The organism is Sporocytophaga myxococcoides (assembly GCF_000775915.1).
GTDB lineage: Bacteria > Bacteroidota > Bacteroidia > Cytophagales > Cytophagaceae > Sporocytophaga > Sporocytophaga myxococcoides_A.
In genome coordinates, this window is record NZ_BBLT01000014.1 from 41,384 (window position 1) to 64,763 (window position 23,380).

At 35.5% G+C, this 23,380-nt stretch carries 20 protein-coding genes; 9 read left to right on the top strand and 11 right to left on the bottom strand.

Annotated elements, in window-relative coordinates:
* The first annotated feature begins 1 nt into the window (after position 1).
* Positions 2–1,300 carry a rod shape-determining protein RodA gene (rodA, locus tag MYP_RS23310; protein ID WP_045469288.1) on the top strand — a complete coding sequence of 433 codons (1,299 nt, stop codon included), beginning with the start codon at positions 2–4 and terminating at the stop codon, positions 1,298–1,300.
* Here the strand turns inward: rodA and MYP_RS23315 are convergent.
* Positions 1,297–2,349 (bottom strand): hypothetical protein, encoded by a 1,053-nt coding sequence (locus MYP_RS23315; RefSeq protein WP_045469291.1) that lies wholly within the window; start codon positions 2,347–2,349, stop codon positions 1,297–1,299. The genes rodA and MYP_RS23315 overlap by 4 nt on opposite strands.
* Positions 2,350–2,505: 156 nt before the next feature.
* On the opposite strand from MYP_RS23315, the gene porZ reads away from it, so the two are divergent.
* Positions 2,506–4,791, top strand: a complete 2,286-nt coding sequence (porZ, locus tag MYP_RS23320; protein ID WP_045469294.1) for a type IX secretion system anionic LPS delivery protein PorZ — start codon at positions 2,506–2,508, stop codon at positions 4,789–4,791.
* Complete coding sequence (gene recO, locus MYP_RS23325) at positions 4,791–5,462, top strand: DNA repair protein RecO (RefSeq protein WP_045469297.1); 672 nt, start codon at positions 4,791–4,793, stop codon at positions 5,460–5,462. The genes porZ and recO overlap by 1 nt, the downstream gene beginning before the upstream one ends.
* Positions 5,463–5,509: 47 nt before the next feature.
* Here recO and MYP_RS23330 read toward each other — a convergent pair whose 3' ends face one another.
* The gene (locus tag MYP_RS23330; protein ID WP_045469300.1) at positions 5,510–6,370 is read right to left on the bottom strand and encodes a hypothetical protein; all 861 of its coding nucleotides are present in this window, start codon (positions 6,368–6,370) and stop codon (positions 5,510–5,512) included.
* 88 nt (positions 6,371–6,458) lie between these two features.
* Here MYP_RS23330 and chrA point away from each other — a divergent pair, with 88 nt between their 5' ends.
* The gene (chrA, locus tag MYP_RS23335; RefSeq protein WP_370568900.1) at positions 6,459–7,685 is read left to right on the top strand and encodes a chromate efflux transporter; all 1,227 of its coding nucleotides are present in this window, start codon (positions 6,459–6,461) and stop codon (positions 7,683–7,685) included.
* Here chrA and rfbA read toward each other — a convergent pair.
* From rfbA to MYP_RS23365, 6 genes are all read right to left on the bottom strand, one after another.
* Positions 7,668–8,537 carry a glucose-1-phosphate thymidylyltransferase RfbA gene (gene rfbA / locus MYP_RS23340; protein ID WP_045469303.1) on the bottom strand — a complete coding sequence of 290 codons (870 nt, stop codon included), beginning with the start codon at positions 8,535–8,537 and terminating at the stop codon, positions 7,668–7,670. The genes chrA and rfbA overlap by 18 nt on opposite strands.
* A gap of 4 nt (positions 8,538–8,541) precedes the next feature.
* Positions 8,542–9,546 carry an SDR family oxidoreductase gene (locus MYP_RS23345; RefSeq protein WP_045469306.1) on the bottom strand — a complete coding sequence of 335 codons (1,005 nt, stop codon included), beginning with the start codon at positions 9,544–9,546 and terminating at the stop codon, positions 8,542–8,544.
* Positions 9,547–9,548: 2 nt separating this feature from the next.
* Positions 9,549–10,616, bottom strand: coding sequence for a dTDP-glucose 4,6-dehydratase (rfbB, locus tag MYP_RS23350; protein WP_045469309.1), 1,068 nt, complete (start codon positions 10,614–10,616; stop codon positions 9,549–9,551).
* A 9-nt stretch (positions 10,617–10,625) separates the two neighbouring features.
* Complete coding sequence (locus tag MYP_RS23355) at positions 10,626–11,927, bottom strand: nucleotide sugar dehydrogenase (RefSeq protein ID WP_197060175.1); 1,302 nt, start codon at positions 11,925–11,927, stop codon at positions 10,626–10,628.
* Between the two features lie 69 nt (positions 11,928–11,996).
* On the bottom strand, positions 11,997–12,998 hold the full coding sequence (locus MYP_RS23360) for a UDP-glucuronic acid decarboxylase family protein (protein WP_045469313.1): 1,002 nt from the start codon (positions 12,996–12,998) through the stop codon (positions 11,997–11,999).
* 14 nt (positions 12,999–13,012) lie between these two features.
* Positions 13,013–14,380, bottom strand: a complete 1,368-nt coding sequence (locus tag MYP_RS23365) for a UDP-glucose dehydrogenase family protein (protein ID WP_045469317.1) — start codon at positions 14,378–14,380, stop codon at positions 13,013–13,015.
* Between the two features lie 189 nt (positions 14,381–14,569).
* Between MYP_RS23365 and MYP_RS23370 the strand changes: the two genes are divergently transcribed.
* The 4 genes from MYP_RS23370 (at position 14,570) to hpf (ending at position 17,245) form a co-directional block, all read left to right on the top strand.
* Complete coding sequence (locus tag MYP_RS23370) at positions 14,570–15,709, top strand: acyl-CoA dehydrogenase family protein (protein WP_045469320.1); 1,140 nt, start codon at positions 14,570–14,572, stop codon at positions 15,707–15,709.
* 70 nt (positions 15,710–15,779) lie between these two features.
* Entirely contained in the window at positions 15,780–15,974 is a 195-nt protein-coding gene (gene rpsU / locus MYP_RS23375) for a 30S ribosomal protein S21 (RefSeq protein WP_045469323.1), read from the top strand.
* Between the two features lie 68 nt (positions 15,975–16,042).
* Positions 16,043–16,921, top strand: coding sequence for a tyrosine-type recombinase/integrase (locus MYP_RS23380; RefSeq protein ID WP_045469326.1), 879 nt, complete (start codon positions 16,043–16,045; stop codon positions 16,919–16,921).
* Between the two features lie 24 nt (positions 16,922–16,945).
* A complete protein-coding gene (gene hpf, locus MYP_RS23385; RefSeq protein ID WP_045469329.1) occupies positions 16,946–17,245 on the top strand; it encodes a ribosome hibernation-promoting factor, HPF/YfiA family in 300 nt (99 codons plus the stop codon).
* Positions 17,246–17,331: 86 nt separating this feature from the next.
* Here the strand turns inward: hpf and infB are convergent, their stop codons facing one another.
* The 3 genes from infB to rimP are packed head-to-tail and all read right to left on the bottom strand — an operon-like array spanning position 17,332 to position 22,138.
* Complete coding sequence (infB, locus tag MYP_RS23390; protein WP_045469332.1) at positions 17,332–20,367, bottom strand: translation initiation factor IF-2; 3,036 nt, start codon at positions 20,365–20,367, stop codon at positions 17,332–17,334.
* Between the two features lie 39 nt (positions 20,368–20,406).
* Complete coding sequence (gene nusA / locus MYP_RS23395) at positions 20,407–21,660, bottom strand: transcription termination factor NusA (RefSeq protein ID WP_045469335.1); 1,254 nt, start codon at positions 21,658–21,660, stop codon at positions 20,407–20,409.
* A 4-nt stretch (positions 21,661–21,664) separates the two neighbouring features.
* The gene (gene rimP, locus MYP_RS23400) at positions 21,665–22,138 is read right to left on the bottom strand and encodes a ribosome maturation factor RimP (RefSeq protein ID WP_045469338.1); all 474 of its coding nucleotides are present in this window, start codon (positions 22,136–22,138) and stop codon (positions 21,665–21,667) included.
* A 146-nt stretch (positions 22,139–22,284) separates the two neighbouring features.
* Between rimP and MYP_RS23405 the strand changes: the two genes are divergently transcribed.
* The gene (locus MYP_RS23405) at positions 22,285–23,367 is read left to right on the top strand and encodes an endonuclease/exonuclease/phosphatase family protein (RefSeq protein WP_052430462.1); all 1,083 of its coding nucleotides are present in this window, start codon (positions 22,285–22,287) and stop codon (positions 23,365–23,367) included.
* The last annotated feature ends 13 nt before the right edge of the window (positions 23,368–23,380 follow it).

Consider the following 23,380-nt stretch of genomic DNA (forward strand, 5'->3'; position numbering starts at 1 on the left):
TATGCGTCAAGATGATAATTTATCAAAAAGTATAGATTGGCTCACCGTAGGCTTCTATGCTATTTTCGTGGTTGCAGGTTGGTTGAATGTTTTCGCAGCAGTATACGATGCAGAAGCACAGCAGAATATATTTGATTTTTCTTTAAACTCAGGGAAACAGTTGGTCTGGATAGGTACATCCGTTGTCCTTATTATATTGATCCTTGTCATTGACTATAAATTTTACAACACCTTTGCATACATTATGTATGGGTTAATGATCTTGCTCCTAATAGCCACCATCTTCCTCGGAACAGAAGCAAAAGGTTCCAGATCCTGGTTTGAAATAGGATCACTGAGAATTCAGCCGGCCGAGTTTGCCAAGTTTATAACTGCCCTTGCACTTGCTACATATTTAGGGAAAATCAACATTAAATTCGAAAAACTTCAGACTAAACTCATATGTGCCCTGATCATCGGATTACCAGCAATATGTATATTACTACAGAATGAAACAGGCTCTGTTCTGGTTTTCAGCGCATTTATTCTTGTTCTGTATAGAGAAGGGCTTTCTCCTCTCATACTTATTCTGGGTCTTGTCAGTGTTATTCTATTTATCCTGGCCCTTATATTTCCTCCAAATGTCATTGTTCAGGTTATAGTAGGATTAGGGATTCTTGCCCTTATCTATATTATCACTTCCAGAAAGAAAAGTACCAAAATCCGGACATTAGTGATCAGATCTGCTTTTGTTCTGGCAGGTTGCATTATTTGTATTGCAACTGCATTCAGTGTAGACTTCTTTGTAAACAAAGTTTTACAGGACCACCAAAAAAAGAGAATTCTCGTTCTGGTAAATCCTGATATAGACCCTCTCGGAGCAGGCTATAATGTTACTCAGTCAAAGATCGCAATTGGTTCAGGCGAATTCCTTGGGAAAGGTTTTCTTGAAGGTACGCAAACTAAATTTGACTTCGTACCAGAGCAAAGTACGGACTTTATCTTTTGCACTATCGGAGAAGAGCATGGTTGGCTTGGGAGTACAATCCTTATTGTAATGTATGTACTTTTCATGATGCGACTCGTTTATCTTGCAGAGCGACAAAAGGATAAATTTGCAAGAATTTACGGGTATTCTGTTGCATGCATTATATTCTTCCACTTTATGGTAAATATAGGAATGACAATTGGAATTTTTCCTGTTATAGGCATTCCGCTTCCATTCTTCAGCTATGGCGGCTCATCACTGTGGTCATTTACAATACTGCTATTTATATTCTTAAAGCTGGATGCACACAGACGACAGCTGCTAAGTCACTAATAAAATTTACGACTTACGATTTCAAAAAAATCCTGAACAGTTTTCCTGTTTAAATCCCATTTCCATTTTGGAAGGTATTTATCCTTTAATAATTGTTTGGCTTCTTCAAGTTCAGTACAATTATTAATCTCAGCAAGAGCTGCTTCATATTCACCACTGTGACCTGAAAATAATTCACTTATAAAAATAAACTTTTGATTAAGTGGAATAGCAGATTTGATATCAAAAATTTTGCTTTTTACATGCATCCCTGAATTTGACACATTTTGCTGTTTAAGCATATCATTCAGAGTAAGTTGTGATTTTGAATAGGTCTGATTAAGTGTCGTGTTTTCTTTTGTCGGACTGGAAGCCGTTTCTACAACGGTTGGAATATCTATTGATTTCTTTATACTACTTTCTTCTTTTCTCTCTTCAACTTTTAAAGAAGCAATCTGCTCTTCTAAAATAAACTCCTTAGGATTAATTACTAGTAATGATGAAAACTGCTCAAGAATGGGCTGAATAGAATCAAAATAATCTGAATGTTCGGAGTAAAGGCTTGCCATCTCATTAAACTCATTTTCTTGAGTATCTGGCTTTACCTTGTTAATGATACTTTCTGAAAACCTTTTGTGTACCTTGTAGAATTTAAGATTTTTCTTCAGCCCTTCAATATTTTGTCCTGACTGAATGAGTTCTGTTTTTATATATTCTTTAGGATTTATGATATAAATAATAGCCTCGTAAATAGCTTTTTGGAGCAGAGGGCGGAAAAATTCCTTTTTTATTAGGATATGGTTTGAAAGAATATTCAAAAAAACTTCTACTCCGTTTTTGACTTCTTCATTTTCATAATCAAAATATGGACTCCTAAGTTTGGTAGTTTCCTCCTTCCACTTATCCATTAAAACTTTTAACACAAAAAAATTAACCTGATCAATTTTACAAAATCGGACTATCTGACTGCCAGATATAGTTAAATTATTAGAGAAAAATTCAGAAGTAAGCTTTTCAGCTAATGCAACTGAATAAGACTCACTTTTAGGTAAATTAACTCTTACAGACATACTCGACTCTTTATTTTATAAAACGGATTTCGGTTTATTTTTTTATATAAAACCAGGATTTTATCAAATTTGAAAAAAAATATTCACTTTTCCTTTTTAGGCGAATGTAATAATTATTGTTTTTCGAAGTTATATTTGGGCTGATGTCTTTTTATTATGAAATCTAGATTTATACTTTTAATCTTTCTTTGTCTTTTAATACAAACAGGAAAATCACACGCTCAGTCTTCCATCCCACTGGGTAGCTGGAGAACTCACTTACCTTATAATTACTGGACTGGAGTTACAGTTGCAGGCAATAAAGTTTACGCCACAGCCACTCCCAGAAGTCTGGCGGTAGTTGACCAGACAGACAACAGTATTTCTCCTTTATCAAAAATTGATGGACTCACTGGTGTTGATTACACCAGCATCAAACATAATGATTACACCGGCCAAACAGTCATAACCTACGCTGATGCCAATATTGATATTATTGAGAAGGATGGGTCAATTTATAATTTGAGTGAGCTGAAAAATAAAACAATTATTGGAAGTAAGGCCATTAACCATATTAATTTCAACAATGAGTTTGCATACCTTTCTACAGATTTTGGATTAATAATTATAAACCTCAAGAAAAAAGAAGTAAAGGAATCTTATACAAATATTGGCCCCAACGGAAGCACCTTAAAAGTGTACACTAGCTCACTTAACCAGAATAAGGATAGTTTATACGCTGCAACCGACAAAGGACTTATGGTTGGACGCATTTCAACAACCATCAATCTTCTTGACTATTCCAACTGGTATATATTTCAAACTCAAGACGGAATTCCATCATCTATCAGGACTATAAACTACCTGAATGGGATTATGATAGCAGGAACTTCTAATGGCGATTTTTATTATTATACCGACCAAAAATGGCAAAAAACAGACCTTCCATCTTATAACAGAGAGCTTTCCACGGTTAACTTAAGCGGGAATAAACTTCTATGTTGTATGAATGACTATCTTTTGATAGTTGAAAACTTGGGGAGTTATGAAGTGAAGACGGGAAGTCCATATAACTTCCCGAAAGAGGCCTCTTTTGACAAAGCCGGTAATTTATGGGTAGCAGATCAGGAAGGTGGAGGCTTATTTAAAGTTTCCAATGGTACCATCCAATCATTCCAGATAAACTCACCTTTAAGCGAGAATGCCTTCAAAGTTGATGCTTATGGAGATAAAATCGTAGTTTGTGGTGGAGGTTATAATTCCAGCTACCTCAAAGCCGACATAGCCGGTCAATACAATATCTTTGAAAATAACACATGGACCAGTTCTGGAAACATATCAAATGTTGCAGATATTATACATAGTACATATAACCCTTTCAATGGAAAATTATACTTCGCCTCCTATGGTAACGGTATTTTAGAAGTAAAAAATAATCAAACTACCATATACAATCCGACCAATACTCCAATAATAGACCCTTGGGGAGGACATTCTTCATTTGTTCTGACGACAGACGCAAAGGTAGACAAGAACGGAACATTGTGGATTCTCAACAGTTTCCTTCCATCATCCACCTCATTTGCGCTTCATGCACTCAGCAAAGATTCTGTTTGGAAAAATTATATTATCCCACTTGATGATATCACACACAACATTGAATTACTGATCGACAGCTATAACCAGAAATGGATAAGAATGAATCAGAACAAGTTTAAAGGATTGATTATTTTTAATGAAAAAACAAATAAATATCGCTATCTGGATAATACACCCGGGAAAGGTGGTCTACCCCAAAATATAATAACAAGCATGGCAGAAGACAAAAAAGGAGATATGTGGATAGGAACTACTGAGGGCATTGGAATTATCTACAATGCATCTTCTGTACTTACTTCTGCTACTGTAGACGCTGTCAAGCCAATATATGAAGGCTATCCTCTTTTATACCAGGAAACTATCAATTGCATCAAAGTTGATGGTGGTAACCGAAAATGGATAGGTACAGAAAACGGCCTTTGGCTCCTCAGTGAAACAGGCCTTGAAGTAATTCATCATTTTACTGTTGACAACAGTCCACTCCTTTCCAACATCATCAATGATGTTGCAATTATGGAAAACACAGGAGAAGTCTTTATTGCAACATCCAAAGGGCTTATTTCTTTCCGCGGAGAATCTTCAGAAGGCACTGATCAATTTAAAGACGTAAAAATCTTCCCAAACCCTATACCACCAGGATTTTCAGGGACAGTAGGCATTTCAGGCCTGGCCAAAAATGCAAATGTTAAAATAACAGACATTTACGGAAACCTTATCTTCCAGACAAAAGCTGCCGGAGGTACTGCAACTTGGAACGGGAAGAATTACAACGGTAAAAAAGCTGAAACAGGAACTTACCTGGTATTTTCTTCTTCAGAAAACGGAGAAGAATCAATGGTAGCAAAAATCGCTGTAATTGAATAATGCTTGTAAAAACTGAAGCAATAGTATTAAACTTCATTAAGTATAAAGAAAGTTCTGTTATAGCCAAAATTTATACTAGCGAGTTAGGCATTCAAAGCTATATAGTAAATGGGGTTAGAAGCAAAAGCAAAAGTAAAATTGCACTTTTCCAGCCCCTCACTATTCTTGATTTAATTGTTTACAAGAAACATAATATCAATCTGAACAGAATTTCAGAAATACATTGCAGTCAGCCGTATAAAAGTCTTCCATATGACCTAAAGAAGACCACGATCGCATTAATGATTGCAGAAGTTTTAATTAAAACACTAAAGGAAGAAGAGGCCAATAAAGACTTATTCTTCTTTTTGCATAAAAGTCTTATTATCCTTGATTCTTTAGAATCAGATTATGAAAATTTTCATATTCATTTTCTATTTCAGCTTTCCTCCTTTCATGGTATTTTCCCTTCATCTGCCAAAGATATAATTACTTCAACAGCCATAATTCTTACTAAAGAAGAGGAAGCTAAAATAAATCAATTTATAGGATCAGATTTTTTTGAGCCTGTAAAAATATCGAATTCAGTCCGTCAAAGGCTACTCGAAATCCTTCTTCAGTTTTTCAACAAACATATTGAAAATTTTGGCGAATTAAAGTCAGTTAAGATTTTAAGAGAAGTTCTGCACTAAACTAAAATAAGAGGCACTTTATAAGGTGCCTCTATATTTCCATTCATTTAACTTGCAGCTTGTTTTAAAGTTATCTTCCTTTCTACCGGATTAAAAGGCGCTTTAACTGGCTTATTTTCCTTATCCAACAATTCAAGTTTTATTTTCGTCTCCCCCATTGGCAAACCTTCAATTAAATATGGTTTCCATTGAGTTATTGTAAATTCGTTTCCGTTTATCGTAGCCTTCACCTTATTGCCATTTTCGGCTAAATCGGTATTTACGAGATAGAAATCCAACAGAATATTTTTTGTATCATTACCTACATACTCTCCTTTAGGTCTGCTATAGAATAACATTGGCTGAGTCAAATCTATATTTTTATTAGCAGCCTTACCAACTACAAACTGGCGTAAATCATATGCCTGTCTCTGTTTTAAACTTTCATGATAAGAACGTGAAAGAAAGGATAAAGCTACATAGTGACCTTCTTTCAACTCTTCTTCAAACTTTGGTTCATATTTAGCTATATAGGGCTCGTTATTTAATATCAGGTGAATATGCTGTCCATCTTTGGAATTGGCACATTTTTCCTGACAAAAACCAGAGGTCTGACCTTTTAGCTCATAATTTTTTATCTCATAATCAAATTCCACCTTTCCAGGTTTTAATTTCCCATTTTCCTCCGGTTTGTTCAATTCCAGAATAGCATCAGGAAAATCCGGAGATTGGACCAAAGGTCTTAATGTAAGTTCCCCACTTTTCAATAGACCAGCAGTATCATTTTCAGCTCCTTCTTTATCAGCCGAAATATTATCTGCAGCAATTGTATCTACGTTTTCAGCTTCCTTCGATTTTCCATTTTGAGAATCGCATGAGATTAAAAAAAGGCAGAGTAGCACTGCCAAATTAAAATTAAACTTTATCATATAAGAGTAGTTTGATTGTTTATGAGATTAAAATTTCTCCGAAATAACTATATTTAAGTTTAAAAGTTAAAAAATCCCATCGACTCCATTGCTTCCTGAGGTTCCATTACATAAAACCGAAAGCTCTATTTCAATTAAAAAAGTAAGACATCTTATTTTTTTAAAAGATGTTTTTCTCCTTTCACTATCCGCTTTTGGAGGACCTCAAGCTCATTTGGCCTTATTTTTTAATATTTTAGTAAAAAAAAGAGGCTATCTAACGGAAGCAGAATTAATAGAATTGAATTCATTTTGTCAGATTTTGCCAGGACCAGCCTCAACACAAACGCTTACTGCTATTGGATTTAAAATTGGAGGTCCCAGGCTTGCCTTTCTTACCTTACTTTGCTGGATCTTGCCTACCGTGACAATTATGACAATTGCAGCAATTGCAATTTCCTATTTACAAAATGAAAGCATTCCATTATACTTTACAAGATTTATTCAACCTATGGCTGTTGGCTTTGTAGCATCAGCTGCTTATAAAATCAGCAGTGGAACAGTAAAAACCAAGACAAGTATAGTACTCTTTATCATATCAGCTGTAGTTTGTTATTTTATTCAAACCCCGGCGATATTTCCTATTTGCCTTATATTAGGAGGCTTTACTACTTCTTTTCGTTTTAAGAAACAGCCCATAGAAGAAAGCGCTAGTCTGAAAAAAATAGAATGGTCTAACTTTTTTCTTTTTGCTGGAATATTTATCGGAGCGGCATTGCTTGGTAAAATGACAAATGCACTGCCAATCAGACTTTTTGAAAACTTTTTCAGAAACGGCAGTCTTATTTTTGGTGGAGGTCAAGCATTAAGTGCAATGCTTTATAAAGAATTTGTTGTTTTTGATCAGAAACAATACCTGACACATGAAGAATTTCTTTCTGGCTTCGCTCTACTTCAAATTTTACCAGGACCTTTATTTGCATTTAGTTCATTTGTTGGTGCATTATCTATGAGGGAATTTGGTCTTGGGGGAGAGATATTAGGAGCCGTAGTAGCTGCTGCAGGTATTTTTTTGCCTGGTACCATTATGATTTTCTTTATAATCCGTTTTTGGGACAGGTTAAAAAAATATAGAGCAGTAAGAGCTTCACTTGAAGGGATAAATGCCGTGAGTGCTGGTATTGTTACTGCAACTGCTATAATTCTGTTTCAGCCCTTGCAAGGTAATATTGTGAGTTATTTTATAATGGGAGGAACCTTCTGCTTACTTCAATTCACGAAAGTTCCTCCTCCCATTATTATAATCTGTGGATTATTATCAGGATTTATTTTTTAAAAGGTCCAGAAGATAGGTTCCATAACCACTCTTCAATAAAGGCTTCGCTAGTTTTTCTAACCCTTCATCATTTATAAAATTCATTCTGTATGCAACTTCTTCAATACAGCCAATTTTTAATCCCTGCCTTTCTTCAATTACCTGAACGAAATTCCCTGCCGCCATTAATGAAGGAAATGTCCCTGTATCAAGCCAAGCCGTTCCTCTGTCAAGAATACCTACTTTTAACTTTCCCATCTCAAGATAAGCTTTATTAACATCAGTGATTTCATATTCACCCCTTGGACTAGGCTCAAGACATTTTGCTATTTCTACTACCTGATTGTCATAAAAATATAACCCAGGTACTGCAAAATTAGATTTAGGTTGCAAAGGCTTCTCTTCTATAGATAGAACTTTGTTGTTTTTGTCAAATTCTACGACACCATATCGCTCAGGATCCTGGACATGGTAGGCAAATACAACTCCTCCATCAGGATCATTATTTTTAAACAATAAATTACTTAATCCAGACCCATAAAAAATATTATCTCCTAAAATTAGCGCTACTTTATCATTACCAATAAATGACTCACCAATTACAAAAGCCTGAGCAAGACCGTTAGGCGTTTCTTGAACTGCATAGCTAAAAGTACAACCCAGATTTTTACCATCACCTAAGAGTTTCTTGAAGTTGGGCATATCATGAGGTGTTGAAATGATAAGGATATCCTTGATTCCTGCCAACATTAGGATTGATAGAGGATAATATATCATTGGTTTATCATAAACCGGCATAAGCTGTTTGCTTACAGCAAGCGTCAATGGATGTAATCGTGTACCAGACCCTCCGGCAAGAATTATACCTTTCATTTTGTTATTTTTTTATTGATTCCAGATTAAACTTATACCAGTTGTATGTAATTTCCAGTCCTTGAGAAACTTTTATTGCAGGTTCATAACCAAGTAGCGCTTTTGCTTTGCTTATATTTGCCAGACTATCCTGAATATCGCCTACCCGTTTTGGATGAATTTCAGGTTGGATTTCTTTGTTCCCAGAAATTTCCTGTAATTTTTTAAAAACACCGACCAAAGAAATAGTATCTCCAAAAGCTGCATTATAAATAGTATTCAACGCCTTTGGATTATCCGTAAATGCTGCCTTGATATTTGCCTGTACTGCATTTTCTACAAAAGTGAAATCCCTGCTTTGACTACCATCTCCATGAAATATAACTTTGCCCCCTGTTAAAAATGCTTCTATAAACCTTGGTATCACAGCTGCATATGCACCCTGAACATTTTGCCGGGGACCGAATACATTAAAATATCTCAGGCCAATTAAGTTTATGCCATAAATTTTAGAAAAAACATCGGCATACATTTCATTGATTTTCTTGGTAACCGAATAAGGAGACAGCGCATTCCCCACTTTACCTTCCAGTTTTGGAAGATCCTGATTATCTCCATATACAGATGAAGAAGAAGCAAATACCATCCTTTTAACAGATTGATCTTTGACCGCGACAAGCATATTTAAAAATCCGTTAACATTAACTTCATTAGAAGTTATCGGATCATTAATACTTCTCGGGACAGAGCCTAAAGCAGCCTGATGAAAAACGATATCAACCCCCTCACAAGCTTTTTGGCAAGTTTCAGAATTTCTAATATCCCCTTCAATAAACTCAAATGAAGGATTATCTTCATACGCAGCAATATTATGGTAAAATCCTGTAGATAAGTTATCCAGAACTTTTACTTTTCCTGCGTTATACTTAAGTAAATACTCTACCAGATTAGACCCTATAAATCCGGCACCACCTGTTACCAGGAAACTGCATTTACTTAAATTTTCTTTATGAAAGGGAGTTTGAAACATCCTTAGAATTTTGAACTATATTGTAGTTGATAATAATTCTGATAAGCTCCGGAAGTCACATTTTCAAGCCACTCCTGATTATTAAGGTACCAGTCAACTGTAATATTAAGGCCTTCTTCAAACTGAAGTGAAGGCTCCCACCCAAGCTCCTGCTTTATCTTAGTAGCATCAATAGCATATCTCAAATCATGACCGGCTCTGTCTTTAACGTAGGTGATGAGCGATTCTGATTCGCCAGACGCTCTTCCCAGTTTTTGATCCATTACTTTACATACTAGCTTAACAATGTCAATATTCTTCCATTCATTATTACCTCCTATATTATATGTTTCACCTATCTTCCCTTTATGAAAGATAACATCGATAGCTCTGGCATGATCTACCACATAAAGCCAGTCTCTGACATTCTCACCTTTGCCATAAACAGGTAATGGCTTCTTGTTAATAATATTATTAATCATCAATGGCAGGAGCTTTTCAGGAAATTGATTCTGGCCATAGTTATTGCTGCAATTACTTACTAAAACAGGAATTTTATATGTATTATGATAAGCCCTTACGAAATGATCAGAACCTGCTTTTGATGCCGAATATGGAGATTGTGGATCGTATGATGTTGTCTCTGTAAAGAATCCTCCATCATGAAGAGAACCATATACTTCATCTGTAGAAACGTGGTAAAACACCTTTCCGTCATAGTTGTCTTTCCAAATACCTTTAGCAGCATTTAAAAGATTAACTGTTCCGACGATATTGGTAAAAATAAATTCCATTGGATTTTCAATGGATCTATCTACATGGCTTTCCGCAGCCAGGTGGATTACTCCATCAAACTTATTTTCATTAAAAAGGGCTGATATGAATCCCGTATCTACGATGTCACCTTTCACAAACTTATAGTTTGGCGCCTTTTCTACATCTGTAAGGTTTGCAAGGTTTCCTGCATAAGTAAGTTTATCAAGATTATAAATCATATAATCAGGATATTTATTTACAAATAGCCTTACAACATGAGATCCGATAAATCCGGCTCCTCCTGTTATCAATATCTTTTTACTAAAGGTTTTCATAGATGTTCTTTATAAACTCCAATATGTCAAATTTTTAAATTGATTTCGATACATTCCTTTTAAATCGATAAAGACTGAATTCTGATCCATTAATTTACTAAAATAGGAAAGATCGAGAGATGTATATTCTTTATGTGCCACCGCCATAATAACGGCATCATATGGCCCTACCGGTTTTTGATTGATGCTGATTCCATACTCAAGCTCAAAATCTTCAGAAGATGCATGAGGGTCTATAATATCAACAATCAGAGAAAATGACCTTAATTCTCTGATCACATCCACGACTTTTGAGTTCCTTATATCCTCTACATTTTCCTTAAATGTAGCCCCCATAATCAAAACCTTACTCTGGTTAATATTTTTATTTTTTTTAATCAGGAGCTGAATAGTTTTCTTTGCTATATAAGCGCCCATATTATCATTTATTGACCTGCCACTCAGAATCACATTCGGATTATACCCTAATGATTTAGCTTTATGAGTTAGATAATAAGGGTCTACACCTATACAATGCCCCCCAACCAATCCGGGAGTAAATTTTAAAAAATTCCATTTAGTTGCTGCCGCTTCAAGTACCTCAAAGGTATTGATTCCAAGTTTATCACAAATAATTGAAAGCTCATTCATCAGTGCAATATTGAGATCTCGCTGGGTATTTTCAATAATTTTGGCAGACTCTGCGACTTTAATTGAAGATGCTTTATGAATTCCTGCTTCAACAACAAGAGCATAAATTTTAGCAATTTCATCCTTTGCTTGATCATCAGATCCCGCAACGACTTTAATAATTTTAGAAAGAGTATGTTCTTTGTCTCCCGGATTTATTCTTTCCGGGGAATAACCAACTTTAAAATCTTCATTAAACTTTAAGCCAGAAATTTTTTCCAGGATTGGAATACAATCTTCCTCAGTACAACCTGGGTAAACAGTAGATTCAAACACCACATAGTCGCCTTTTTTCAGTACTTTCCCAACAGTGTTACAAGCAGCTATTAATGGTTTAAGATCTGGATGGTTGAATGTATCTATAGGAGTAGGAACTGCCACAATAAAAAAATTCACCTCCTTGAGATCCTCAACTGAATGAGTAAAAATGATACTTTTTTCCAAAAAATCTTCTCTGGCTAATTCGCCACTTGGGTCTATACCTTGTCTCATTAGACCGATCCGATTTGCGTTTATATCAAATCCGACAACATTAGTTTTTCTGGCGAATTCCAATGCAATTGGCAGACCAACATATCCTAGCCCAACCACACATAAACTCTTTCTCCTGGCTACAATATCATCATATATATTAAAGTCCATTCTTTAAATTAGCCTGCCAGCAAAAGCTGGCAGGACTTTTTAATTATAAATGATATTCCTATCAAAAGACTACTTCGAATAATTCGAAAATTCCTTAGGTTCTGTTTTCAACTCTTCAGAAGGTAAATTTTTGAAGTAATCATAAGTTACCTTTAGCCCTTCGGATCTGGATATTTTAGGCTCCCATCCAAGAATTTCTTTAGCCCTGCTGATATCCGGTCTTCGTTGTTTAGGATCATCCGTTGGTAAAGGCTTATAAATTATTTTCTGAGACGTACCCGTTAATTTTATAATTTCTTCTGCAAATTCCTTAATAGTAATCTCATCCGGATTACCAATATTTACAGGATATACATAATCGCTTAATAATAATCGGTAAATACCTTCTACCAGGTCATCCACGTAGCAGAATGATCTTGTTTGAGATCCGTCACCGAATACCGTGAGATCTTCGCCTCTGATCGCCTGACCTACGAAAGCAGGAAGTGCTCTTCCATCATTTAATCGCATTCTAGGTCCGTAGGTATTAAAGATTCTCACTATTCTTGTTTCAAGGCCATGAAAAGTATGATAAGCCATAGTGATAGCTTCCTGAAATCTTTTAGCCTCATCATAAACTCCCCTAGGACCAATAGGGTTAACATTTCCCCAATAATCCTCATTTTGAGGGTGAACGTGTGGGTCACCATAAATTTCGGAAGTTGAAGCTACAAGGATTCTTGCCTTTTTAGCTCTAGCTAAACCTAAAAGATTGTGTGTTCCTAATGAACCCACTTTCAAAGTTTGAATAGGAATTTTGAGATAATCAATCGGACTGGCCGGAGAAGCGAAATGAAGAATATAATCCAGATTGCCAGGAACATGCACAAATTTCGAAACATCACAATTATAGAATTCAAATTGTGGTAAATGAAACAAGTGTTCTATATTTCTTAAATTTCCAGTAATAAGGTTGTCCATTGCTATTACGTGGTAACCTTCTGCGATAAATCTATCACAAAGATGTGACCCTAAAAAGCCGGCACCTCCGGTAACTAAAACTCTTTTATTTGTTGTAGCTTTATTATACATTTATAAGAAACTTCTTAGTTTTCAATAATTTTATCCTTGCTAATGGTAATTTTTTCTCCAGGCTTAGAATCTCTTGTTACTTTTTCTCTACCTATAGATTCATAATGGAAGCCCAGTTCTTTCATTTGTTCTGTTTTGAATACGTTTCTTCCGTCGAAAATTACTTTCGCATTCATTCTCTGAATCATTTTTGGGAAGTCAGGGGTACGGAATGCCGGCCATTCTGTAACAATAACTAAAGCATCAGCTTTAAGTAAAGCATCGTATTGGTTATCGACAAAAGTAATCCTGTCACCCATGATCTTTTTCACATTATCCATAGCTTCCGGATCAAATGCAACAATTTCAGTTCCTTCTGCCAATAGGGAATTAATGATATATAAAGCAGGTGCTTCTCTGATATCATCAGTATTAGGTTTAAAAGCAAGTCCCCAGATTGCTATTCTTTTTCCCATAAGATTCCCTTTAAAGAAATTTTTAATCTTAGGAATCATAATGGTTTTCTGAATTTCATTGATATCTTCAACTGCATTCAGAATTTTAAAGTCGTAGTTATTGTCTTTTGCTGTTTTAACAAGAGCTTTAACATCTTTTGGAAAACAGCTTCCACCATACCCCACACCGGCGAATAAGAATCTGTTACCAATTCTTTTATCGGTACCAATCCCCATTCTGACCATATCCACATTTGCACCAACTTTTTCGCAAAGGTTTGCTATTTCATTCATAAATGAAATTTTCATTGCAAGAAATGCATTAGCAGCATACTTTGTAAGTTCTGCGGACTCTTCGTCCATAATGTGGATAGGGTTTCCCTGCATTACAAATGGTGCATATAACTTTTCCATAAGTTTTTTGGCTCTTTCAGAAGACGTTCCGATTACAACACGATCCGGCTTCATAAAATCTTCAATAGCAACCCCCTCTCTTAAAAATTCCGGATTAGACACTACATCAAACTCACAATTGCAATTCATTGCAATTTTTTGTCTTACTTTTTTAGCAGTCCCAACCGGTACAGTACTTTTATCTATAACAACAACATAATCTTTAATTAATGAGCCTAACTGTTCAGCTACCTTTAAGATAAAGCTCAAATCAGCAGCCCCATCCGCACCGGGAGGTGTTGGTAAAGCCAAAAATATTACTTCTGCTCCTTCAATTGCGTCTTCGAGTTTTGTCGTAAAAGTTAACCTTCCTTCATTAATGTTTCTTTCAAACATTATATCAAGGCCTGGCTCATAGATTGGCACAATACCCTCCTTCATTTTGCAGACCTTTTGCTCATCAATATCGACGCATGTCACAAAATTGCCTGTTTCAGCAAAGCAGGTTCCTGTTACTAAACCCACATACCCTGTTCCTACAACTGTAATTTTCATGATTATAAAGTTAACGGTTTACCAAAAATTCAATATAATTCCTTTTGCTAAGATAGCATTACTTTTTTATAACTTTATCAAGAGGTACAATGTTGGAAATACTTTTTTCCCAATTTGAACCAAAAGTTCAATTTTTTCTCAACAAATTAAAATAATACAACGTTTATAAAAAAAAAATATTTTTAGAGTATGAATTTTGACTTCAACGAAAACCAACAAATGATAGCCAAGATGATACAAGATTTTGGCCAGAAAAGCATAAAACCTCATGTATTGGAATGGGATGAAAAACAGGAGTTCCCTGTTCCCCTCTTTAAAAAACTGGGAGAATTGGGATTAATGGGGGTTTTAGTACCTGAAATATATGGAGGGTCAGGATTCTCATATTTTGAATACATTACTGCAATCAAGGAAATATCCAAAATTGATGGGTCAATCGGACTTTCAGTGGCTGCCCACAATTCCCTCTGCACCGGCCATATTTTATCTTTCGGTAATGAAGATCAAAAGAAGAAATATTTGCCCAAACTTGCTTCAGCAGAATTTATAGGAGCATGGGGCCTGACCGAGCCCAATACTGGCTCTGATGCAGGCAATATGAGAACTGTTGCCGTTCAGGATGGAGATTATTGGATAATAAATGGATCCAAAAACTTTATTACCCATGGTAAATCCGGAGATATTGCTGTAGTTATAACAAGAACAGGAAATCCGGGAGAGCACAGGTGCTCTACTGCGTTTATTATTGAAAAAGGCACTCCGGGATTTAGTGCAGGGAAAAAAGAAAATAAACTGGGAATGCGGGCATCCGAAACAACAGAGCTTATATTTGATAATGTAAGAGTCCATAAGGACCAAATGCTTGGTAATAAAGGCGATGGCTTTGTACAAGCAATGAAAGTTCTAGATGGAGGAAGAATATCAATTGCAGCTTTAAGCCTTGGAATTGCAGAAGGTGCTTTTGATGCAGCCTTGAAATATTCTCAGGAACGTCATCAGTTCAACAAACCTATTGCTTCCTTCCAGGGAATTTCATTTAAACTCGCAGAAATGGCTACCGAAATTGAGGCTGCAAACCTCCTTACCTATAAAGCGGCAGATATGAAAATCAAAGGAATGCACATGACTAAGGAAGCTGCAATGGCCAAATACTATGCATCAGAGGTGGCAGTAAAAATCGCCAATGAAGCTGTACAGATTTTTGGAGGATATGGATATACAAAGGATTTCCCGGTAGAAAAATTTTACAGAGACGCAAAGCTTTGTACGATAGGTGAAGGAACTTCAGAAATTCAAAAAATAGTTATAAGTAAAAATCTAATAAATTAAAAATTTAAATCAATACAAGTGAATATTTGTGAATAATTACTTATATTTGCATCCCTTAAATTGAAAATAAATGATTATCATCAACGTAAAAGAAAACGAGTCAATAGATAAAGCTCTTAAGAGATTTAAAAAGAAATTCGAAAGAACAGGCGTATTGAAAGAACTTCGCGCAAGAAGCTATTACGAGAAAAAATCTGTTTCAAAAAGAGCTGAAAAAATCAGAGCTATCTACAGACAAAAACTTAATGAACAAGAAACTATATAGTTTCTTCCTTTTGAAATAAGTTTTTTTTTATTATGTTTAGTATTACCTGATCTTCAGGTAGTACTAATATGATAGAATCGTATTTAAATTATATAAGATATGAAAAAAGGTATAGCAATCATACCTTTGTTTCATATCAGAATGACCTCACTCAATTTTCTGCCTTTTCCAAGGACAGTTATGGATTATCGTGCCTTTCTGAAGCCTCTTACCAGATAATCAGATCTTGGATTGTTACACTAGCAGAAAACGAAATCACAGCCAAATCAATAAATAGAAAAATCGCTTGCCTCAGATCTTTCTATAAATTCCTACTTAAGCAAAATGCAATTCAGAAAGACCCTACTCTCCGTCTTAAAGCTCCAAAAATAAATAAACAATTGCCTCATTTTATTGAGGAAAATGACATATTGAAACTTCTTGATCAATTTATTTTCTCTGAAGACTTTTATGGACTACGAGATAAACTTGTTCTTGAACTTCTTTATGGAACTGGCATTCGTTTATCTGAACTTATTTCTATAAAAGAAGAACACATCAACAAGTTTGAGCGTATTATCAAAATCAAAGGGAAAGGGAACAAGGAGCGTATCATCCCTCTGAACGAAAACCTTATGAATCTTATTAGTATATATAAGAAGGAGAGAGAAAAGGTGATTGAAAGGCCAAATGAATATTTAATTATAACAGACAAGGGAGACCAAAGCTATCCGATGTTTATTTACCGCACGGTAAAAAACTATCTTGACATGATACCTACTTTGGAAAAAAGAAGCCCTCATGTTTTGAGACATACATTTGCTACTCACCTTCTCAATAAAGGAGCCGATTTGAATGCTATTAAGGATTTGTTGGGGCATAGCAGTCTTGCCGCAACTCAGGTTTATACTCATAATTCTCTGGATAAGCTCAAAGCTATTTTTGAGCAGGCTCATCCAAAAGCATGATTGATAACTTTAAATTATATAACTATGAAACTTCAAATGCAATCTATCCATTTCGACGCAGACAAAAAGTTGCTAGATTTTATTCAGAAAAAACTGGACAAACTTGAAACTTTTTATGATAGAATCACTGAAGGAGATGTTTACCTTCGCATCGAAACTGACGATGTCAAGGGCAATAAGTCTGTGCACGTTAAACTTTTTCTCCCAGGAACATCTATAATGGCAAAAGAGCAGGCTGCTTCATTTGAAGAGGCTATTGACCTAGTTTATGAAAACCTGAAGCGCCAACTTCAAAAGACAAAAGAAAAAATGAATTCAATCTAATTATAATTAACATCAAATTGTAAACAAATAAAAAGCCCCAATTAGGGGCTTTTTATTTTATTTTTTACATATAACTTTTTCAAAAATTATAAAGTACGTTTTGTTTCTTTCTCTTCGAATGCCTCTACGATATCTCCTACTTGTAAATCATTAAAGCCTTGGAAGCTTAATCCACACTCGTATCCAAATTTCACTTCACTAACATCATCTTTATATCTTTTCAATGAATCAAGCTTTCCTGTATGAACCACGATACCATCCCTTACTACTCTTACTTTATTTTGTCTTCTGATCGTACCATCAGTCACATAGCATCCTGCGATAGTACCAACTTTTGAAATTTTAAATGTCTCCCTAACTTCAACATTGGCTACGACAACCTCTTCAAGTTTCGGTTCAAGCATACCTTCCATAGCATCTTTCACCTCATTGATTGCATCATAGATGATGGAGTAAAGTCTGATCTCAATTTCTTCCTGATCAGCAAGCTTTCTCGAAGTAGTAGTTGGTCTTACCTGGAAACCAACAATGATTGCGTCTGAAGCCGATGCAAGCAACACATCAGATTCCGAAATTGCACCAACTGCTTTATGGATAATTCTAACCTGAATTTCTGGAGTAGAAAGTTTAAGCAATGAGTCTGAAAGAGCCTCTACTGAACCATCCACATCACCTTTTACGATTATATTAAGTTCTTTGAAGTTTCCAATTGCAAGTCTTCTTCCAATTTCATCAAGTGTAATATGTTTTCTCGTACGTATGCTTTGCTCACGAAGCAATTGTTCTCTCTTAGTTGCGATCTCTCTTGCCTCCCTTTCAGACCCCATAACGTGGAATTTATCACCAGCCTGAGGAGCTCCATTTAAACCAAGTAACTGAACAGGAGTAGATGGACCAGCCTTTTTCACTTTAACACCTCTATGGTCAGTCATTGCCTTCACTTTTCCATAGTGAGCCCCCGCTACTACAACATCTCCAACGCTAAGGGAACCACTCTGAACAAGAACTGTAGCCAGATAACCACGACCTTTATCCAAAGAAGCTTCTACAATAGTACCCGAAGCATTCCTATTAGGATTTGCTTTTAAATCCAGAATTTCCGCCTCCAATAAAACTTTATCCAACAACTCAGATATTCCTTGTCCACTCTTCGCAGATATTAATTCACACTGATATTTTCCACCCCAATCTTCTACAAGGATATTTTCCTTAGCAAGTTCTTCTTTTATTTTATCTGGGTTAGCTGTAGGTTTATCAACCTTGTTAATGGCGATAACTATTGGTACACCAGCAACCATAGCGTGGTTAATTGCTTCTTTGGTTTGAGGCATCACACTATCGTCTGCAGCTACAACTATAATTACAATGTCCGTGATTTTAGCTCCTCTGGCACGCATCGCGGTAAACGCTTCGTGGCCTGGAGTATCCAGGAAGGTAATTTTCTTACCCGAGTCTGTAGTCACGTTATATGCCCCAATGTGCTGAGTAATACCTCCGGCTTCACCTTGTACTACTTTGGTTTTTCTTATATAATCAAGAAGTGAGGTCTTTCCGTGATCGACGTGTCCCATAATTGTTACTATAGGAGCTCTTTCAATCATGTCTTCCGGATGATCTTCAGCTTCAGTAATGATTTCTTCATCATCACTTGAGATAAACTCTGTAGAGTATCCGAATTCATCAGCAATCACAGTAATTGCTTCCGCATCTAACCTTTGGTTTATAGAGACAAACATCCCTAAACTAAGGCATGTAGAAATCACCTGATTAACAGAAACTTCCATCATGACAGCCAAGTCGTTTGCAGAAATATATTCTGTAACTCTAAGTACTTTAGATTGCTCATGCTCATGAAGCATCCTTTCCTCTTCCGCCTCAGCAAATGCAGATCTTTTATCCTTTCTGTATTTTGCTCTATTAACAGGCCCTTTGTTTCCGCTTAATTTTGCAAGTGTAGCTTTGATTTGATCCTGAATCTGTTTATCAGAAACCTCCTCTTTTACAACTGGCTTCTTAAAGTTTTTGTTTCTGTTATTATTATCCCTGTTAGCATTCCCGGGTCTATTTGCATTTCCAGGTCTATTGTCTCTTACTGTTGTTCCAGTTCCGGATTGAGTCTGAGGAGATCCTCCTGCCTGAACAGTAGGTTGTCCTTCCTTCCCTGGGATTCTGAGCCTTTTACGCTTTCTCTTAAGTTTCTTTTTGTCTTTGTCATCAGAAGAGGCAACAGGTTTATTATCCTTTTTCTTAGGCTTATCCGGCAATTCTATCTTACCCATTACAGTAAGACCTTTTAAAGTATCTGCCTTAGCCTTTATTAATTCCTCTTCCTCCTGTGGTTTAACAACCGGTGCCATTTGCTGAGGTTTTGTGATTAATTCTTCAGTCACTTGAACCGGTTTTGCCGTTTCCTCCACTGTTTTTTCTTCCTTCTGCACTTCTGGAATCTTGGTTTCCTTAGGTTCAGGAGCTATAGGAGGAACTTCTTCTTCCTCTTTTGGGTTTACGGGCTCCTTAACTTCAGCAACTTCCTGAACCGGTTTTACGGGAGCAGGCTCTTCTTTTACAGTTACCGGCTCCTCTATTTTTTTAACTTCCTTAGGTTGTTCAACAACTTTCTTAGGTTCAATTATTTCTGACGGCTCTTCAATTTTAGGTTTCGGCTTTTTCTTTTCATTAAGATCTATCTTCCCCAAAACTTTTATTCCTTGAAGCTTTACCTTTGACAAGTCTGATTCTGAAGGTGCTTCTACTTGTTGTTCTTTAACAGGTTCAGTTTTGACAACCTGCTCTTCAGCCGGTTTGCTTTTTTCTGAACTTGTATTTTTAATAAAGAACTCTTCATCTTCTTCTTTAGCTCTTTTCTCAGCTGTATTTTCCGACTCAATGATAATATTGTCAGAATGTTTTTTACCAATGGTGAGACCAGACGCTTCTTTTTTATCTAATGCTGAAGATTCGAATTCTTTCATCAGCAAGTTAAATTGTTGAAGCGTAATTTTTGAATTAGGATTATTTTCAATTTCAAAGCCTTTAGCAGCAAGGTGTTCTGTAATTGTAGATAAACCTACATTCAGTTTTCTTGCCACCTGGCTTAGCCTCATCATTTTTTCTTCAGTCATTACCTAATATTGTAATAATAATAATTGTAAAAGTAATTTTTATTCGAACTCTTGCTTCAGGATACTAAGAACATCTTCTATCGTTTCCTCTTCTAGTTCTGTTCTTCTTACAAGGTCATCTTTTGTAAGAGCCAACACACTTTTTGCTGTATCCAGTCCAACTCTTTTCAACTCCTCAATAATCCATGATTCAATTTCATCGCTAAATTCTGAAAGATCAACATCTTCCTCTTCCTGCTCTGAAAGTTCGCGAAACACGTCTATTTCCATACCTACAAGCTTACTTGCCAGTTTAATATTTTGGCCGCCTTTTCCTATTGCTAGCGATACTTGATCCGGCTTTAAGAATACAGAAACTCGCCCTTCATCACCATCAATTTTGATATTCCCAATCTTAGCAGGACTTAAAGCTCTAGCAATATAAAGCTCCAGATTGTCCGTAAAATTAATAACATCAATGTTTTCATTTTCCAGCTCTCTAACAATACTGTGGATTCTGGATCCCTTCATTCCAACACATGCTCCTACAGGATCTATTCTATCATCATAAGACTCTACTGCCACTTTCGCTCTTTCTCCTGGCTCTCTTACTACCTTCTTTATGGAAATCAAACCATCATAAACCTCAGGAACTTCACTTTCAAATAACCTTTCAAGGAAAGCAGGGGACGTTCTGGATAGTATAATTTTAGGATTGCCATTATGCATTTCTACACGATGGACAATAGCTCTTGCACTATCTCCTTTTCTGAATCTGTCTTTAGGAATTTGTTCACTTCTTGGTAAAACAAGTTCATTACCTTCACCATCTAATAAGAGAACTTCTTTATTCAGAATCTGATACACTTCGCCAGCGATAATTTCGCCAACTATTTCTTTATACTTTTGAAAAAGAATATCCTTCTCAAGGTCTTTAATCTTCTGAATAAGCGTTTGGCGGGCAGTCATTACCAATCTCCTACCAAAATCTATAAGTTTCACTTCTTCAGCAACTTCCTCTCCCACTTCAAAATCTGCCTCTATCTTTCTTGCATCAGTGAGCGATATATGTTTATTCTCATCAAAATCAAAACTATCTTCAGCAAATTCATCATCAACGATTTCACGAATTCGCCAAATTTCCAGGTCACCTTTGTCAACATTGATAATTACATCAAAGTTTTCGTCGGTGACAAATTTCTTCCTGATCATTGTTCTGAAAACATCTTCCAGAATCCTTATCATTGTCGGACGATCAATGTTTTTAAATTTTGCAAATTCCGCAAATGACTCGATTAATATTGAACTCTCCATTTCTTTATTTAAATGAAACTAGAACATTTGTTTTCTTAATATCACTGAAAGCGATTTGACAGCTTTCTATTACAATTTTTTTTGACGCTTTATCTTTCTTTTCTGCATCCAGGACTATTTCCCTTTCATTAACTTCTTTCAGCAGACCATTTATTTGACTTTCGTCTAATAATGTAACACTTACTCTTCGTCCAATATTCCTATAATACTGCCTCTTTAATTTCAATGGTTGATCTACCCCAGGCGAAGAGACTTCCAATACATAGGCCGAATCAATTAAGTTAGTTTCTTCTATCTCGTTTCCAACCTTTCTACTTAGATATGCACAGGTATCGATATCCACTCCCTTATCACCATCCAGAGTTATGCTAATCTTTTGCCTACCAGAATTACCTGTAATCACTAAATCAACTATGAACAAATCATCACTCGAAAGGTTTTTTTCGGCAATCTGAAGTATCTTCTCCTCTATCTTCATTAATAAATTTATAAATAAAAGAGGGGACCATGTCCCCTCTTAATCATACTTATCCTAAATTTGAACAATGCAAAATTAACCAAAATTCTTTTTTTTCAAAAAATATTACCTAAAATTAAAATTAATTTACAGAATTAATACTTTCAATGAAATCTGTTAAAAGCAGTTGGTTTTCAGCAAATTTATTCTTTTCAGTTCTAATCTTCGGGGGAATTCTTTTTGTATACCTTTCAAATGAATTTCCTCCACAAAAGGTTCATATTTTAATTTTCATCCCCTTATTAATCCCTTTTTTTATCCTATTTAATATCTTATTAATCATTTTTTATCTCTTTAAAAAAAAATATACCAAATCAATCCTGTTTTTATCCATACTTCTTTTCGCTGGCTTCAAATATATAGGTAGAACCTTTCAATTAAGCTTACATAAAAAAGATAAGGAGCAGATAAACATAATAAGCTATAATGTCCGGGTCTTTAGTGCTTATCATAATAACAGTCATCCCAAAATCAAGCAATCCCAGAATTCGATAAACTGGATAAAAAATAGTGGAGCTCAGATTGTCTGTATTCAGGAGTTTTACACAAACAATCGTATAAAAGATCTGAACACAGTTCAAATCTTTAAAAAAAGCTACCCTAACTCATGCATTATTCCTTATTATGATATTCCACCTCAAAAAATAGGATTGGCAATACTTTCCAAATATAAAATTCTAAAATCCGGAGAGGTTAAATTTAAAAGCAGTACTTTCAATCAAGCCATATTTGCAGATATTAAAATAAGCAAAACTAAAGTTTTACGGGTTTACAATATCCACCTCCAATCAATGAATATAGACCAAAAAATTTTTTCAGGCACTCAAATTGAAAAAGAGCTGTTATTTACTTCAATTAGAAAATATAAAAACGGAGCTCTCGAAAGAGCTGAACAATTAAAACAAATACTTCACCATGTAAAAAATAGCCCTTATCCTACAATGGTGTGTGGGGACTTTAATGATGTGCCTTATAGTTATGTTTATGAACAGTTTAACAAACATCTGAAAAATGGATTTGAGGAAAAGGGAAATGGATTCGGATTTACTTATTCAGGCAAATATTCTTTTTTAAGAATTGACAATATATTTGCTTCGAGCCAAATCAATTTTGTTGAATTTGATACTCATGATTCTGTCTGGGGTTCTGACCATTACCCCATTTCTGCAAACGTTTTTATAGAAAATTAATTTTTATCGAGTC